The sequence below is a fragment of the Micromonospora sp. NPDC049836 genome (assembly GCF_044465125.1).
In the GTDB taxonomy this organism is placed as follows: domain Bacteria; phylum Actinomycetota; class Actinomycetes; order Mycobacteriales; family Micromonosporaceae; genus Micromonospora.
The window spans coordinates 159,904-174,103 of the sequence record NZ_JBITLH010000004.1 but is presented as its reverse complement, the minus strand read 5'-3'; the positions used below and the strand labels follow the sequence as shown (position 1 = coordinate 174,103).

The window sequence follows — 14,200 nt, the reverse complement described above, 5'->3', positions numbered from 1 at the left end:
CTCAGGCCGCGACGGCCCGGCCCATCTCGGCGAGGATCCCGGTGCCCTGGCCGACCTCGATCAGATAGCCGTCCGGGTCCCGCAGGTAGCAGCGGATCTCGACGCCGTGGTCCTTCGGCTCGGTCAGGAACTGCCCACCCCGGGACCGCCACTGCTCGTACACCGCCCGGACGTCGGCGACCCGGATGTTCAACGCGCTGCTCAGCGTCGTCGAGTCCGCCGGCGCCTGGGCCCGGACGTCCGGCTTGTCGTCGGTCGGACCGCCCTCGGTGTTGAGCACCAGGTAGCTGTTGTGCAGGCGCAGGATCGCCGGCTGGCGCTCCCGCACCACGGTGGCGCCCAGCACCCGCCGGTAGAACTCCCGGGACCGGTCCACGTCCCGCACGATCAGCAGATGCGTGAGCACCAGCCCCGCCTCGGGCTGGAAGTAGTCCGGTGCCTCGCTCGCCATCCCGCCTCCCCGGTCCGGCCGGGTGCCTACCCGCTCCGGCCGGCGGCACACCCCCCGCCCGGTCCGGCCGGCCGGCCGGGTGCCGCGGCTCCGCCCCGGATTGGCCCGCATGGCCGGTGCCGGGCCGGGTACGCCACGGCCGGGATCACGGGCCGGGAGCGGAGGTGGGACGTGGGGCGCTACGACGACGAGGTGACCGGGCCGGCCGCGCCGCCGGCCGACCGGGACGTACCGCTGGACCGAGGGCCGTGATGCGGCGCACCGTCAGCGTGCCACCGGAGATCACCGGCGGCGAGGCCGTCGGGCTGGCCGACGCGGTGTGGGACAACGCGCGGCGCGACCCGGACGCGGTGCAGTTCCGCCGCCCGGACCCGGACGCCCGGGCCTGGCCGCACCCCTCCGCCGACCCGTCCGTGGTGACCTGCGGGCAGTTCCGCGACGACGTGCTCGCGGTGGCGCGCGGGCTGCTCGCCGCGGGCGTGGAGCCGGGGACGCGGGTGGCGTTGATGAGCCGCACCCGCTACGAGTGGACCCTGGTCGACTACGCGCTCTGGGCGGTCGGCGCGGTGACCGTTCCGGTGTACGACACGTCCAGCGCCGAGCAGTTGGCCTGGATCCTCGCCGACTCGGGCGCGGTGGGGTGCGTGGTGGAGACGGCCGACCACGCGGCGCTGCTTGCCGGCGTGCGCGACCGGTTGCCGGAGCTGCGCGAGGTGTGGCGGATCGACTCCGGTGACCTGGTCCGGCTGGCGGAGCGGGGCCGGGCCGTCGACGACGGGGCCGTGGAACGCCGGCGGGCCGCGGTGTCGGGCGCGGACCCGGCGACGATCGTCTACACCAGCGGGACCACCGGGCGGCCGAAGGGCTGCGTGCTGACGCACCGGAACATCCACCTGGACGTGGCCAACGCGGTCGCCGCGCTGCCCGAGCTGTTCAACCAGGCGGCGTCGACGGTCCTCTTCCTGCCGCTGGCGCACGCGTTCGCCCGGATGGTCCAGGTGGGGATGGTGCGGACCCGGGCGACGATGGTGCACAGCCCGAACCCGCGCGGCGTGCTCCAGCAGCTGCGCCGGTACCGGCCGACGTTCGTCCTCGCGGTGCCGCGGGTGTTCGAGAAGGCGTACACCGGGGCGCGGCAGCGGGCCGCCGACCGGCATCTGGGGTGGCTGTTCGCCGCCGCGGACCGGGTGGCGGCGCGGTACAGCCGGTCGCTCGACACGCCGTCCGGGCCCGGAACCGGCCTCCGGCTGCTGCGGGGCCTGATGGACCTGCTGGTCTACCGGAAGCTGCGGGCGGGGTTCGGCGGACGCTGCCGGATCGCCGTCGTCGGTGGGGCGCCCCTCGGTGAGCGGCTCGGGCACTTCTTCCGGGGCGCCGGCCTCACCGCCCTCGAAGGCTACGGACTGACGGAGACCTCCCCGGCGCTGGCGGCGAACCGGCCCTCGGCCATGCGGATCGGCACCGTCGGCCGGCCGCTGCCCGGTGTGCAGATGGCCATCGCCGACGACGGGGAGATCCTGGTCCGCGGCGACGTCGTCTTCCAGGGCTATTGGAACAACCCGGCCGCGACCAGCGAGACGTTCACCGCCGACGGCTGGTTCCGCACCGGCGACGTGGGCAGCCTCGACGACGACGGCTATCTGCGGATCACCGGACGCACCAAGGAGATCCTGGTGACCGCGGAGGGCAAGAACATCGCCCCCGCCCCGATCGAGGACCAGGTCCGCGCGCACCCGCTGGTCAGCCAGTCCATGCTGACCGGCAACGGCCGGCCGTACGTGGGCGCGCTGGTCACCATCGACCCGCAGGCGTTGACCCGGTGGGGCGACGCGCACGGCCGCCCGCACGCGTCGGTGGCGGAGTTGCGCGAGGACCCCGCCCTGCGCGGCGAGGTCCAACGCGCGATCGACCAGGCCAACCGGTCCGTCTCGCACGCCGAGGCGATCAAGGCCTTCCGGATCCTGCCCGACGACTTCACCGAGGCCAACGGTGAACTCACCCCGACGTTGAAGGTCAGACGCGAGACGGTGCAGCAGCAGCGCGCCGCGGACATCGCAGCCCTCTACGGCGGCCGCTGACGCACTCCCCCACGTCGCCGGAGCATGGCCGGCCGCGGGCCTACGCGATCGCGTGCGCGCAGCGCATCGGCTCGTCGGATGCGGCTCGGCCGTGGGTGCGTCGCAGGTGCGCCTCGCCCCAGACCCGGACGCCTTCCACCACGGGCAGCACCGTGCTGCCGTACGCGGTGAGCCGGTAGATGATCGGCGCCGGGACGGGTCCGGTCACGATGCGCTCGACGAGCCCGTCAGCCTCGAGTTCGCGTAGCTGCTCGGCCAGCACCTTCGGCGTGATCGGCGCGACCAGACGGCGCAGGCCGGCGAAGTGGCACTCGCCGTGGGCCAGCCAGTACACGAGGGTCAGCTTCCACTTCCCACCGATCGCGGCGAACGCGGCGGCCATCGGGCAGCCGGGTAGCGGATTGGGGCGCGCCGGCGAGGGGTTACCCGCAGGTGCCTTCTTGTCCATGGGCGTGCTCCGCTCAGATAGTCGGATCATGAACCTCCACGCCAAGAACACCATGCCGTACCGCCGGGTCCTGATCCCGTGCCTGTCGCTTCTCATGCTGGCCGCGACGGCGGCGTCGGGCGGCGCGGCGGCGGCTCCCCTCCGGGCTTCGGCGGCTGTCGAGGACGGGCAACGTGACTTCGACTGGGAGATCGGTACCTGGCATACCACGGTGCGGGTGCTCGCCGATCCGCTCTCCGGATCCGCGGATGAATGGCTCCATTTCGAGGGTACGAGCGTCGTGCGTCGGCTGCTGGACCGGCGCGCGAATGTCGTCGAACTGACGGTCTCGGGGCCGGACGGACGAATCGAGGGCCTGAATCTGCGGCTCTATGAACCCCAGGCGGGGCGCTGGAGCCTGACCTTCGTGAACCTCCGCGACGGACTGCTCACCCCGTCCGTGTCCGGCCGGTTCCACGACGGTGTGGGCGAGTTCTACGGCGACGACCAGCTCGGGGGACGCGCGATCAAGGTGCGCTTCCTCATCTTCCGGCAGGGTCCGGACCGGGCGAGATTCGAACAGGCCTTCTCGGACGACGGCGGGGTGACGTGGGAGACGAACTGGATCGCCGTGGACACCCCGATCGACACCGGCAGCTGAGCTTTCTCCGTTGACGTCGGTGGCTCCGAGTGCCCGGGGCGCCGGTCACACCCCCCCGGTGCTCGCGGCGGCCAGCACGTCCCGCAGCGGGGTCGGGGCGCGGCCGGTCAGCTCGGCCACCGCGCCGGAGGTCGCCGCCCAGCGGCCCTGCCGGACGGAGTCGAACATGCTGGCGTACGCGTAGGTCCACCACGGCTGCTCGCCGTGCCGCAGCAGCGCGCCGGCGAACTCGGCCGGCGTGGCGTCGGCGTACCGGTATCCGGCCGCCGCGACGACCGCCTCGACGGGAAGGCTCTCCGGCCCGGTCACGTCGTGGTGGCCGTTGGTGGGTTCGCGGAGCGCCAGGGCGGCCAGGCAGCCCGCCACGTCGTCCCGGGCGACGAGGGCGACCCGGCCGGCCCCGGCCGGGAGCGCCACCGTCCCGCCGTGGCTCGCGCCGACCTGCCGGATCAGGCCGACGAAGAACTCGGTGAACAGGCCGGCGCGGGCGATCGAGTACGGCAGGCCGGAGGCGCGCAGCAGCCGCTCGGTGTGCCCGTTGGTGTGCGCGTAGCAGAACGGCGAGTCCACGTCCGCGTCCACGCCGCTGAGTAGCACCACGTGCCGGACGCCGGACGCTTCCGCCGCGGCCAGCACGTGCTGGTGGTGGACGATCACCCGGGCGGCCTCGCCGTCGCTGGAGACGAACACCAGGGTGTCGACCCCGGTCAGCGCGGCCCGCAGCGCGGCCGGGTCGTCGTACGGGGCGGTGCGGCTCGACAGCGCGACGACGTCGTGCGGCCCGTCGGCGGCCAGCAGCCGCGCCACCTGTCCGCCGACCCGGCCGGTGCCGCCGGTGACCGCGATCCTCAGGCCGCCCACGTGAACCCGTCCGGGTCGGTGAAGGGGCCGGCGTCGCTGCCGATGACGAGCCGGTGCGAGCCGGTGCCGTCCGGGGAGACGCCGGCGTCCTTGGCGGCGGCGCGCCGCCCGTAGAGCGCCAGCTTGACCGACGAGGCCGGGGTGGCGAACTCGACGTACTTGCTGCCGAAGCTCTTCGCCACGGCCAGCCCGCGCTCGACGTAGAACTGCCGGCTCGCCTTCACGTCCGCCACGCCGAGCAGCAGCACGATGTCGTCGATCTGCCGGGTGGCGGGGCCGGTGTCCTTCTTCGCCGACGTGGCGACCTTCCAGATCGTCCCGTCCGGGGCCTGCACGACGCCGCCGTACCCCCAGAAGCTCTTCTTGACCCGCTTCAGCTCGGTGGCCCCGCCGCTCAGCGCGGCGCCGACGAGGGTGTCGACGGTGCTGGGCTGGGACACCACGAGGGAGAGCACGAAGCCGCGGAAGCCGGACGTGGGCGCCTGCGTGGCGCGTACCCGCACGTGGTCGGCCAGGCCGAGGTCGGTGTAGAAGGCGGTGGCGCCGGCGGGGTCGGTGACGTCGAGGGTGAGGGACTTGATGGAGGTCATGGCGATCACGCTAGGCGCGGCCGTACCGCCGGTGCTTCTCGATTCCTGACCGGTCCGGCCGGCCGGTCGGCGGCACCGGTCGGGGGGCGCGGGCGGCGCCGGTGGGTCCGCGAGCCGCCGGCCAGGCTATTCCGCCATCCGGGCCGACACGGCGATGACCAGCACGAGGGGTGCGAGCAACAGCACCGGCGACCAGGCGGGCAGCTGCCGGGCCAGCAGCGAGCCGATGACCGCGCCGGTGATCAGGGCCAGCAGGACGTGGGCCTTGGGCCGCAGGTGGTGCCACGGGCGGCGGGCGGCCACCCCGGCGATCAGGCTGGTGAGCGTGCCGGTCAGGTACGTGGAGGACAGGCCCGGCACGCCGAAGCGCTGGATGGCGCTGCTCTGCACGCCCAGCGCCGCCGCCGACAGCATCAGCAGCCCGAGGTCGACCGGCGGCGACCGGTGCGGCAGGGTGACCACCCAGACGACGAGGAAGACGACGAACACCAGCAGTTCCAGGACCAGGGTGTGGGTGACCCGGCGGGGCCAGACCGGGTCGTCCGGCTGCGCCGGGCCGGCCAGGCGGGCGCCCGCCAGGACCCCGGTGATGAAGCTGAGGATGGCGCAGCCGGAGGTGAGGGCGAGGTCGGCGTCGCCGCGGCCCGCGGAGAGCCCGAGCAGGACCATGTTGCCCGTCATGACGCTGGAGAAGGCCCCGCCGAGGGCCAGGAAGCCGATGGCGTCGGCGCTCCCGGTCAGGAAGGTGAGCACGACGACGAGGGCCTGCCGGCGGCGGGCGAGGTCCGGGCTCCCCGGCGCCGCGGCGCGCGGGCGGCTGACGGATGGCGCTGTTTTCGGCACGGTCGGCTGTCCTCCGCAAATTGTTCTTCGTATACGCTCTGCCTGGACGGTTCATGGAGAGGTGGTCAGGTTGGCTGATGACCTGCGAGGCAAGCTCGGCGCTCAGCACCTGCCGCTACGCGACCAGGTCCTCGCCGCCCTGCGGACCGCCATCATCGACGGCCACTACCTGCCCGGCGAACGGCTGACCGAGGATCGGCTCGCGGAGGACTTCGCGGTCTCCCGCAACCCGGTCCGGGAGGCGTTGCGCGTCGCCGAGGCGGAGGGTTTCGTGGTGATCCTGCCCCGCCGCGGCGCGGTGGTCGCCTCCCCGAGCACCGCGACCGTCGCGGACATGTTCGCCGTCCGCCAGCGCCTGGAGTCGCTGGCCGCCCGGCTGGCGGCCGAGCGGGCCACGGCGGCGGACGTGGCCGCCCTGCGGGGCCTGCTGGAGCAGGGCCGCGCGGCGACGCAGCGGCAGGACCTGGCCCGGGTCGCCGAGCTGAACAGCGCCCTGCACCTGCGGATCCTCGAGATCAGCGGCAACCCGTGGCTGTTGTCGATCGCCAAGGCGCTCTACCTCCATGTGCAGTGGGTCTTCCGGCTGGGCGCCGCGGAACGGGCACCGCACTCGTGGGCCGAGCACATCCAACTGGTCGACGCCATCGAGTCCGGTGACGGTGACCGGGCCGAGCGGGCCGCGCAGGCCCACCTCGACGCCGCCTCCGCCGCCGCGTTCGAGAACGCCGAGGCCGGATACGGGGCCCGCTGAGGGGTCAGCGGCCGCAGGCGTAGCCCTGCATGCCCCGCGGATTCGCGCCGGCCGCCAGCACGCCGGTGCCCGGGTCGCGGGTCACCGCGCAGAGGCGGCCCAGGGTCCACGCGCCGGACAGCCGCACCTCGTGCCCCCGGGCGCGCAGCGCCGCCAGCACCTCCTCGTCCAGCCGGTCCTCCGCCACGAGTACGCCGGGTTCGATGTCGCGCGGATAGAACGAGCCCGGCAGGCTGATGGTGTGCCACATCGGCGCGTCGATGGCCTCCTGCAGGCCCTGGCCGCCGACCAGGTGGCGCAGCAGGAACAGCAGCTGCCACTGGTCCTGCTGGTCCCCACCGGGCGTGCCGAAGGCCAGGACGGGCTTCCCGTCGCGGTGCACCATGGTCGGGCTCAGCGTGGTACGCGGCCGGCGTCCCGGCGCCAGCGACGAGGCCAGCCCCTCCTCCAACCAGAACATCTGCAGCCGGCTGCCGAGGGGGAAGCCGAGGTCGGGGATGGTGGGCGAGCTCTGCAGCCAGCCGCCGCTCGGGGTCGCGGAGATCATGTTGCCCCACCGGTCGACCACGTCGACGTGACAGGTGTCGCCCCGGGTCACCCCGTCCGACTGCACCGTCGGCTCGCCCGTCGTGGGGTCCGCCGGGTCGACCCGGCCGTCGCCGCCGCGCCGCACGTGCGCCGGGAGGCGCGGCTCGGCGCCCTCGGGGCGGCCCGGTCGCAACCGCGCCGACGCGCGTTCCCCGACGAGGCCGGCGCGCTCCCGCGCGTACTCGCCGGAGAGCAGCGCCTTCGCGGGCGCGGGCCCGTCGCCGTACCAGGCCTCCCGATCGGCGAAGGCGAGCTTGAGGGCTTCGGCCTGGGCGTGGATCCCGGCCGCGGTGGACGGGTCGTACACCGCGGGGTCGTCGAGCGCGTCGAGGATCGCCAGGGTCTGCAACAGCACCGGGCCCTGCCCCCAGAAGCCGGTCTTCGCCACCGTGCAGCCGTGCCAGTCCAGGGTGGCCGGCTCCTCCCAGCTAGCCCGGAACGCGGCCAGGTCCGCGCCGGTGACCAGGCCGGCGTGCGGGCGTCCGCTGGAGTCCTGGAAGGGCTGCCGGCTGAACCGGTCGATCGCCTCGGCGACGAACCCCTCGGCCCAGGCGCGGCGCGCGGCCTCGATCTGCGCCTCCCGGTCCGCGCCCGCCGCCCCGCCGGCGTCGACCAGTCGTTGCAGGGTCTGCGCGTACGCCCGGTTGGTGAACAGCTCCCCCGCCGCCGGCGGCCGGCCGCCGCGGAGCCAGAGCTGGGCGGAGGTCGGCCAGTGTTCGGCGAAGAGCGACCGCACGGCGGCCACGGTGTCGCCGACCCGGCCGACCAGCGGGTGGCCCGCGCCGGCGTAGCCGATCGCCGGCTCCAGCACCTCCTCCAGGGAGCAGGTGCCGTGGTCGCGCAGCAGCAGCAGCCAGGCGTCCACGGCGCCGGGGACGGCCGCGGCGAGCGGGCCGGAGCCGGGGATGAGGTCCATCCCGAGGGAGCGGAAGTGCGCGATGGTGGCGCCGGCGGGCGCCGGCCCCTGCCCGCAGAGCACCTTCGGGGTCGGGTCCTGCGCGGTGGCCACGATGGCCGGCACCTCGCCGCCGGGCCCGTTCAGGTGTGGTTCGACGACGTGCAGGACGAACCCGGCGGTGACCGCGGCGTCGAAGGCGTTCCCACCGCGCTCGAGGATCCCCATCGCGGACTGGCTGGCCAGCCAGTGCGTCGAGGACACCATCCCGAAGGTTCCCTGCAGGGTCGGCCTGGTGGTGAACGTCATGACAACACCTCACTCTGGTCGGCGGCCCGGACGTCGGGCCGGGTGCCGTCGGGCTGGACCAGGTGGCAGGCGGCCATCCCGCCGCCGAACGCCACCTGGGCGGGCACCTCGGTGGCACACCGGTCGAAGGCCAGCGGGCACCGGGTACGGAAGCGGCAGCCCGACGGCGGGTCCAGCGCGGACGGCAGGTCGTCGCCGAGCAGCACCGGTTGCCGCTGCCGCTGGCGCACCGGGTCGGCCACCGGCGCGGCCGCCAGCAGCGCCTGGGTGTACGGGTGGGCCGGGCGGGTGAAGATCCGCTCGCGCGGGCCCTGCTCCACCAGTTGGCCGAGGTACATGACGGCGATGTCGTCGGCCAGGTACTCGACCGCGGACAGGTCGTGGGTGATGAAGAGGCAGGCGAACCCGATGTCGCGTTGCAGGTCGGCGAGGAGGTTGAGCACGGAGGCCTGCACCGACACGTCGAGCGCGCTGGTCGGCTCGTCGGCGATGAGCAGCTTCGGCTCGGAGATCAGCGCGCGGGCGATGCTGACCCGCTGGCGTTGCCCGCCGGAGAGTTCGTGCGGATACCGGCGGGCGACCTCGGCCCGCAGCCCCACCCGGCCGAGTTCCTCGGTGACCCGGGCCGCCCGGTCGCGGCGGGTGATCCGCTTACCGGAGAGCCGCAGCGGCTCGGCGACGATCTCGCCGACCAGCATCCGCGGGTCCAGCGAGCCGGCGGGGTCCTGGAAGACGATCGACACGTCGTTGCGGTGCCGGCGCAGCTGCCGCCGGGTCAGCCCGGTGACGTCGGTGCCGGCGATGCGGACCGCGCCGGCGGTGGGCTTCTCCAGCCGTACCACGCAGCGGCCCACGGTCGACTTGCCGGAGCCGCTCTCCCCCACCAGCGCGGTGACCCGGCCCTTGGGGATGGTGAGGGACACCCCGTCCACGGCCCGTACCGGCCCGAAGTGCATCACCAGGTCCTCAAGTTCGAGGGCGTTCGGTTGCGGCGTCATCCGGTCGCCTCCTGGGGCTGCGTCCGCGGCGCCGGGCACGGATGCCAGCAGGCCGCGAGGTGGTCGGTCACCGCGGTGCCGACCGCGTCGAGCGGGGGCGCGGCCTGCCGGCACCGCTCGTCGGCGGCGGGGCAGCGATCCGCGAAGGTGCAGGCGTCGGGCTGGGCGGACAGCACCGGCACCAGGCCGGGGATCTCCTGCAGCCGCTCGGTGCCGGCGTGCTTGCCCGGCGTCGGCGAGGCCGCCAGCAGCCCGGCGGTGTACCGGTGCCGGGGCTGGGCGAACAGGTCGACGACCGGTGCCCGTTCCACCACCCGCCCGGCGTACATGACGACGACCCGGTCGGCGATGTCGGCAATCACGCCGAGGTCGTGGGTGATCACCAGGATGGTGGTGCCGAGCCGGTCCCGCAGGTCCCGCAGCACCTGCAGGATGCCGGCCTGGACCGTGACGTCCAGGGCGGTGGTGGGTTCGTCGGCGACCAGCACCTTCGGGCCGCAGGCCACCGCCATCGCGATCATCACGCGCTGGCGCATGCCGCCGGAGAGCTGGTGCGGGTAGTTGTCGACGCGGGTCGCGGCGGACGGGATGCCGACGAGCGACAGCAGCTCGACGGCGCGGGCCCGGGCCGCCTTTTTGGACATCCGCTCGTGGACCTGCAGCACCTCCCCGATCTGCCGGCCCACGGTGAGCACCGGGTTCAGCGAGGTCATCGGCTCCTGGAAGATGTACGCGATCTCCTTGCCGCGCACCCGGCGCAGCACCGACTCCCGGGCGCCGACCAGCTCGGCGCCCTCCAGCCGGACGGAGCCGGTGACCCGCGCGCTGTCCGGCAGCAGGCCGGCGATGCTCATCGCCGTGACGCTCTTGCCGCAGCCGGACTCGCCCACCATCCCGACGATCTCGCCGGAGGCGAGGTCCAGGCTGACCCGGTCCACCGCCGAGATCGTCCCGCTCTCGGTGCGGAACGAGACCGACAGGTCGCGTACCGCCAGGACGGGCGAACCGACCGCGGCGGCGGAGGCGGCCGCCCGTTCGACCGTGGTCATCGCCGGTCTCCCTTCGGGTCGAGGGCGTCCCGAAGGGCGTCGCCGAAGACGTTGAACGCCAGCGCCAGGCCCATGATGACGACGCCGGGCAGGACCGCGGCCCAGGGCGCCCGGGCGGCGAACTGCTGGGCGGTGGCCAGCATGGTGCCCAGGCTGGGCGCGGGGGGCTGGATGCCGAGGCCGAGGAAGGACAGCACCGCCTCGCCCAGGATCGCGGCCGGGATCGCCACGGTGGCCTGCACCAGGATCACCGACGTCGCGTTCGGCAGGATGTGCCGGGCGAGCACCCACAGGTCGCTGGCCCCGTCCACCACGGCCGCGGCGACGAAGTCGAGCGACTTGAGCCGCAGGGTGTCCGAGCGGACCACCCGGATCACGCCGGGGATCTGGGCGATCCCGACGGCCACGGCCGCGTTGGTGAGGCTGGCGCCGCGGATGGCCGCCAACCCCACCGCCATGATCAGGAACGGGAAGGCGAGCAGCAGGTCGGTGAAGCGCGAGATCACCGCATCCCAGGACCGGAAGTAGCCGGCGGCCAGGCCGAGCGGCACCCCGATGACCAGGGAGGTGGCCACCGCCAGGAGCGCCACCTGCAGCGAGGCGCGTGCGCCCAGCATGATCCGGGACAGTACGTCCCGGCCCAGGTCGTCGGTGCCCAGCAAGTGCCCGGGGGTGCCCGGCGGGGAGAACGTGTGGGCGAAATCGGTCTGCTGGACCTCGTGCGGCGCGATCCACGGCGAGAGCAGGGCGACGACGGCCGCGAGCGCGAGCACCACGAAGCTCACCACGGCGAGCGGGTTGCGGCGCAGTCGCCGCAGGACCCGGGCCCGCCGGCTGATGCCGGCGGGAGCCGCGTCCGCCATCGGTACGCTGAGGACGGTCATGCCGGCTCCCCCGTCACCCGGATGCGCGGATCGATGACCGAGTACAGCAGGTCCACCAGGAAATTGATCACGATGTACGCGGTGGCGGTGAGCAGGACGACCGCCTGGATCACCGGGTAGTCCCGCTGGAACACCGCGTCGATGGTCATCTTGCCGAAGCCGGGCAGCCCGAAGATCTGCTCGGTGACGACGGCGCCGGAGATCAGGCCACCGAGTTGCAGGCCGACGATCGTCACCACCACGATGAGGCTGTTGCGCAGGGCGTGCCGGGTGATGACGGCCCGGGGCCGCAGACCCTTCGCCTTCGCCGTCCGGACGTGGTCGGAGGAGAGCGCCTCCAGCATCGCCGACCGGGTCTGCCGCATGATGATGGCGGCGAGGCCGGTGCCGAGAATGACGGCCGGCAGGACGATGTGGTGCAGGTTGTCCACCGGGTCCTGGAGCAGGGGCACGAAGCCGGAGGCCGGGAAGAGCCCGGCCGCCACGGAGAGGTAGAGGATCGCCAGCAGTCCGAGCCAGAAGTGCGGCACCGACAGGCCGATCAGGGCCAGCCCGTTGGCCAGCCACTCGGCGGGACGCCCGCGGCGGACCGCCGCGAGCACCCCGGCCCCGACGCCGAGCGCGGCGGCGAGGACGATCGCCAGCAGGGACAGTTCGACGGTGACGGGCAGGGCGGTGCCGAGCATCGAGGAGACCGGTATCCCGGTCCGGATCGACACCCCGAAGTCGCCCTGCACGACGCGCGCCACGTACTGCCCGAACTGGATCGGCAGCGGCTGGTCGAGCCCGTAGTGGTGCCGGATGGCCTCCAGCGCCTCCGGGGACCGGTCCTCGCCGGCGAGGGCGAGGGCCGGGTCCCCGGGCAGCGCCCGCACCCCGAGGAACACCACGACCGTCGACAGCAGCAGCGTCAACGCCGAGTGCCAGGCACGGGTGAGCAGATAGCGAGCCACGACATGACCTACTTGGTGAACCCGGCGAAGGCCGCCCGGATCACGCCGTCGGGGAAGACCTGCAAGCCTTGGATCTTCTGCGAGACGGCGGTCAGGTTCCGCTGCCGGTAGAGGTAGATCAGCGCGTCGTCCTGCTGGAGGATCGCCACCGCCTGCCCGTAGAGCTTCTTGCGCTCCTCGATGTCGTTGGACTGCCGGGCCTGGGTGAGCGCGGTGTCGAGCTGCGGGTTGCTGTAGCCGGAGACGTTCTGGCTGCCGCCGGTGCCGACGAAGTTGGTGATGTTGGCGTCCGGGTCGATCCGCCCGCTCCAGCCCAGTTGCAGCAGCTCGAAGTTGCCGCGGTCCTGCTCGTCGAGGAGCGAGGAGTACTCCACCGGGTTGATCTTCAGGTCGAACCCGCCGTCCTTGACCATGGCCTGCAACGCCTGCGCGAGGCGCAGCGAGTCGGGCGTGTTCGAGATGAGCATCGCCACCGGGTACGGCGTCTGCACGCCGGCCTCGGACAGCAACTGCTTGGCCTTGGCGGGATCGTGCGGAACGCACGTCTGCGCCTGCTCGGACGAGAACGGGCTGGCCGGCGAGATCGGTGAGCAGGCGGGGGCGAAGAGTCCGTTGAAGACGGCCTGGACCAGTGCCTTGCGGTCGAGGGCGTACTCGAAGGCCTGCCGGACCTTGGCGTTCTGCGCGATCGGCCGGTTGATCGGCTTCGGCGCGGTGCCGACGCCGTCGACGTTGCCGATGTTGAAGGTGAGCCCCTGGTAGCCCAGCGACTGGGACTGGAGCACGGTGAGCGAGGAGTCGCCGCGCAACGCGGCGTAGTCCTGGGTGGAGATGCTGTCGGCGACCTGCGCGTCGCCGGAGCGCAGGTTGGCCGCCCGGATGCTCGCGTCGCTGAGGATGTGCCAGGAGATGGCGTCGAAGTTGACCTTGCTGGCGTCGTAGAAGTTCGGGTCGCGGACCACGTCGATGGAGTTCTGCGGCACCCGCTTGGCGAACTTGAACGGGCCGACGCAGACCGGCGCGTTGGCGAAGTTGTCGCCGAGGCTCTGCAGCGCCTTCGGGCTCATGATCATGCCGGCCCGGTCCGCCAGCGCCCCGACCAGCGGCGCGAACGGCTGCTTCAGGTGGATCACGACGGTGTTGGCGTCGGGCGCGTCGACGGTCTCGATGGGACCGAGTTCGCTCTTGCGCGCGGAGCGGGCGTTGGTCAGGTGCCGTTGCAGGGTGGCCTTGACCGCGGCGGAGTCGAACGGGGTCCCGTCCGCGAACCGCGCGCCCTGGCGCAGCGGGATGGTGACCGTCCTGCCGTCACTGCTGGTGCTCGGCAGGGCGGTGGCCAGTTGCGGTACGACCTGGGCCTGCTCGTTGACGTCGTAGAGCTTCTGGCAGATGGCCTGGAAGACGTAGCGCGAGTAGAGGCTGCGCGACAGCGTCGGGTCCAGCGCGTCGGGCTCCGCGGAGAGGGCGATCACCAGCTTGCCGCCCTTCTTCACGGCGGCCGGGTCGGCCGGCGTACCGAAGTTGTCCTGTCCTGCCGCCTGGTCCTCACCGGACTTGGCGCCGCCCTCGTCGTTCGACACCGGCGAGCACGCTACGACGGTGCAGGCGACGGCGAGCGCCGCCACAGCTGCCCGTAATGGGGAGAGCCTTCGCAGGCTCGGGTCACTGAGGTTCGTCATTGGGAGCTCCTCGAGTGGGCGATTCGGGGAGCGTATGTTGTATACGAACTGCTCCGCAAGACCTCCGGTCTGCACCAGGACGAGCCACCAGCGACCGACCACCCGGGCCAGGCGCCGCGCGGCGGGCAGGTTCGCGACGGCCCGGTCGAGGAAGGCGCGGACCTCGCCGGGGTCACGGCCCGG

Annotated in this window: 14 protein-coding genes; 3 read left to right on the top strand and 11 right to left on the bottom strand. The window is 73.3% G+C overall.

Going from position 1 to position 14,200, the window contains the following annotated elements:
• Position 1 precedes the first annotated feature (1 nt).
• The gene (locus ACIBPB_RS12470) at positions 2 to 451 is read right to left on the bottom strand and encodes a VOC family protein (protein WP_396839682.1); all 450 of its coding nucleotides are present in this window, start codon (positions 449 to 451) and stop codon (positions 2 to 4) included.
• A gap of 251 nt (positions 452 to 702) precedes the next feature.
• On the opposite strand from ACIBPB_RS12470, the gene ACIBPB_RS12465 reads away from it, so the two are divergent.
• Positions 703 to 2,529, top strand: a complete 1,827-nt coding sequence (locus ACIBPB_RS12465; RefSeq protein WP_396839681.1) for an AMP-dependent synthetase/ligase — start codon at positions 703 to 705, stop codon at positions 2,527 to 2,529.
• A 40-nt stretch (positions 2,530 to 2,569) separates the two neighbouring features.
• Here the strand turns inward: ACIBPB_RS12465 and ACIBPB_RS12460 are convergent, their stop codons facing one another.
• Entirely contained in the window at positions 2,570 to 2,911 is a 342-nt protein-coding gene (locus ACIBPB_RS12460; RefSeq protein ID WP_396839680.1) for a winged helix-turn-helix transcriptional regulator, read from the bottom strand.
• Between the two features lie 94 nt (positions 2,912 to 3,005).
• Between ACIBPB_RS12460 and ACIBPB_RS12455 the strand changes: the two genes are divergently transcribed.
• Positions 3,006 to 3,617, top strand: a complete 612-nt coding sequence (locus ACIBPB_RS12455; RefSeq protein ID WP_396839679.1) for a hypothetical protein — start codon at positions 3,006 to 3,008, stop codon at positions 3,615 to 3,617.
• Positions 3,618 to 3,662: 45 nt separating this feature from the next.
• On the opposite strand, the gene ACIBPB_RS12450 is transcribed toward ACIBPB_RS12455, so the two are convergent.
• From ACIBPB_RS12450 to ACIBPB_RS12440, 3 genes are all read right to left on the bottom strand, one after another.
• The gene (locus ACIBPB_RS12450) at positions 3,663 to 4,478 is read right to left on the bottom strand and encodes an NAD(P)H-binding protein (RefSeq protein WP_396839678.1); all 816 of its coding nucleotides are present in this window, start codon (positions 4,476 to 4,478) and stop codon (positions 3,663 to 3,665) included.
• Positions 4,466 to 5,068 (bottom strand): glyoxalase, encoded by a 603-nt coding sequence (locus ACIBPB_RS12445; RefSeq protein ID WP_396839677.1) that lies wholly within the window; start codon positions 5,066 to 5,068, stop codon positions 4,466 to 4,468. Before ACIBPB_RS12445 ends, ACIBPB_RS12450 begins: the two co-directional genes overlap by 13 nt.
• A gap of 126 nt (positions 5,069 to 5,194) precedes the next feature.
• Positions 5,195 to 5,911 (bottom strand): YoaK family protein, encoded by a 717-nt coding sequence (locus ACIBPB_RS12440; RefSeq protein WP_396839676.1) that lies wholly within the window; start codon positions 5,909 to 5,911, stop codon positions 5,195 to 5,197.
• Positions 5,912 to 5,981: 70 nt separating this feature from the next.
• Here ACIBPB_RS12440 and ACIBPB_RS12435 point away from each other — a divergent pair, with 70 nt between their 5' ends.
• Complete coding sequence (locus ACIBPB_RS12435) at positions 5,982 to 6,662, top strand: GntR family transcriptional regulator (protein WP_357321287.1); 681 nt, start codon at positions 5,982 to 5,984, stop codon at positions 6,660 to 6,662.
• A 4-nt stretch (positions 6,663 to 6,666) separates the two neighbouring features.
• Here ACIBPB_RS12435 and ACIBPB_RS12430 read toward each other — a convergent pair whose 3' ends face one another.
• The 6 genes from ACIBPB_RS12430 to ACIBPB_RS12405 are packed head-to-tail and all read right to left on the bottom strand — an operon-like array spanning position 6,667 to position 13,918.
• A complete protein-coding gene (locus ACIBPB_RS12430; protein ID WP_396839675.1) occupies positions 6,667 to 8,454 on the bottom strand; it encodes a gamma-glutamyltransferase family protein in 1,788 nt (595 codons plus the stop codon).
• On the bottom strand, positions 8,451 to 9,452 hold the full coding sequence (locus ACIBPB_RS12425; RefSeq protein ID WP_396839674.1) for an ABC transporter ATP-binding protein: 1,002 nt from the start codon (positions 9,450 to 9,452) through the stop codon (positions 8,451 to 8,453). Before ACIBPB_RS12425 ends, ACIBPB_RS12430 begins: the two co-directional genes overlap by 4 nt.
• On the bottom strand, positions 9,449 to 10,501 hold the full coding sequence (locus ACIBPB_RS12420) for an ABC transporter ATP-binding protein (RefSeq protein WP_396839673.1): 1,053 nt from the start codon (positions 10,499 to 10,501) through the stop codon (positions 9,449 to 9,451). Before ACIBPB_RS12420 ends, ACIBPB_RS12425 begins: the two co-directional genes overlap by 4 nt.
• Positions 10,498 to 11,385, bottom strand: coding sequence for an ABC transporter permease (locus ACIBPB_RS12415; protein WP_396839671.1), 888 nt, complete (start codon positions 11,383 to 11,385; stop codon positions 10,498 to 10,500). Before ACIBPB_RS12415 ends, ACIBPB_RS12420 begins: the two co-directional genes overlap by 4 nt.
• Positions 11,382 to 12,338, bottom strand: a complete 957-nt coding sequence (locus tag ACIBPB_RS12410; RefSeq protein ID WP_357321302.1) for an ABC transporter permease — start codon at positions 12,336 to 12,338, stop codon at positions 11,382 to 11,384. The genes ACIBPB_RS12415 and ACIBPB_RS12410 overlap by 4 nt, the downstream gene beginning before the upstream one ends.
• 8 nt (positions 12,339 to 12,346) lie before the next feature.
• Complete coding sequence (locus ACIBPB_RS12405; RefSeq protein ID WP_396839670.1) at positions 12,347 to 13,918, bottom strand: ABC transporter substrate-binding protein; 1,572 nt, start codon at positions 13,916 to 13,918, stop codon at positions 12,347 to 12,349.
• Between the last annotated feature and the right edge of the window lie 282 nt (positions 13,919 to 14,200).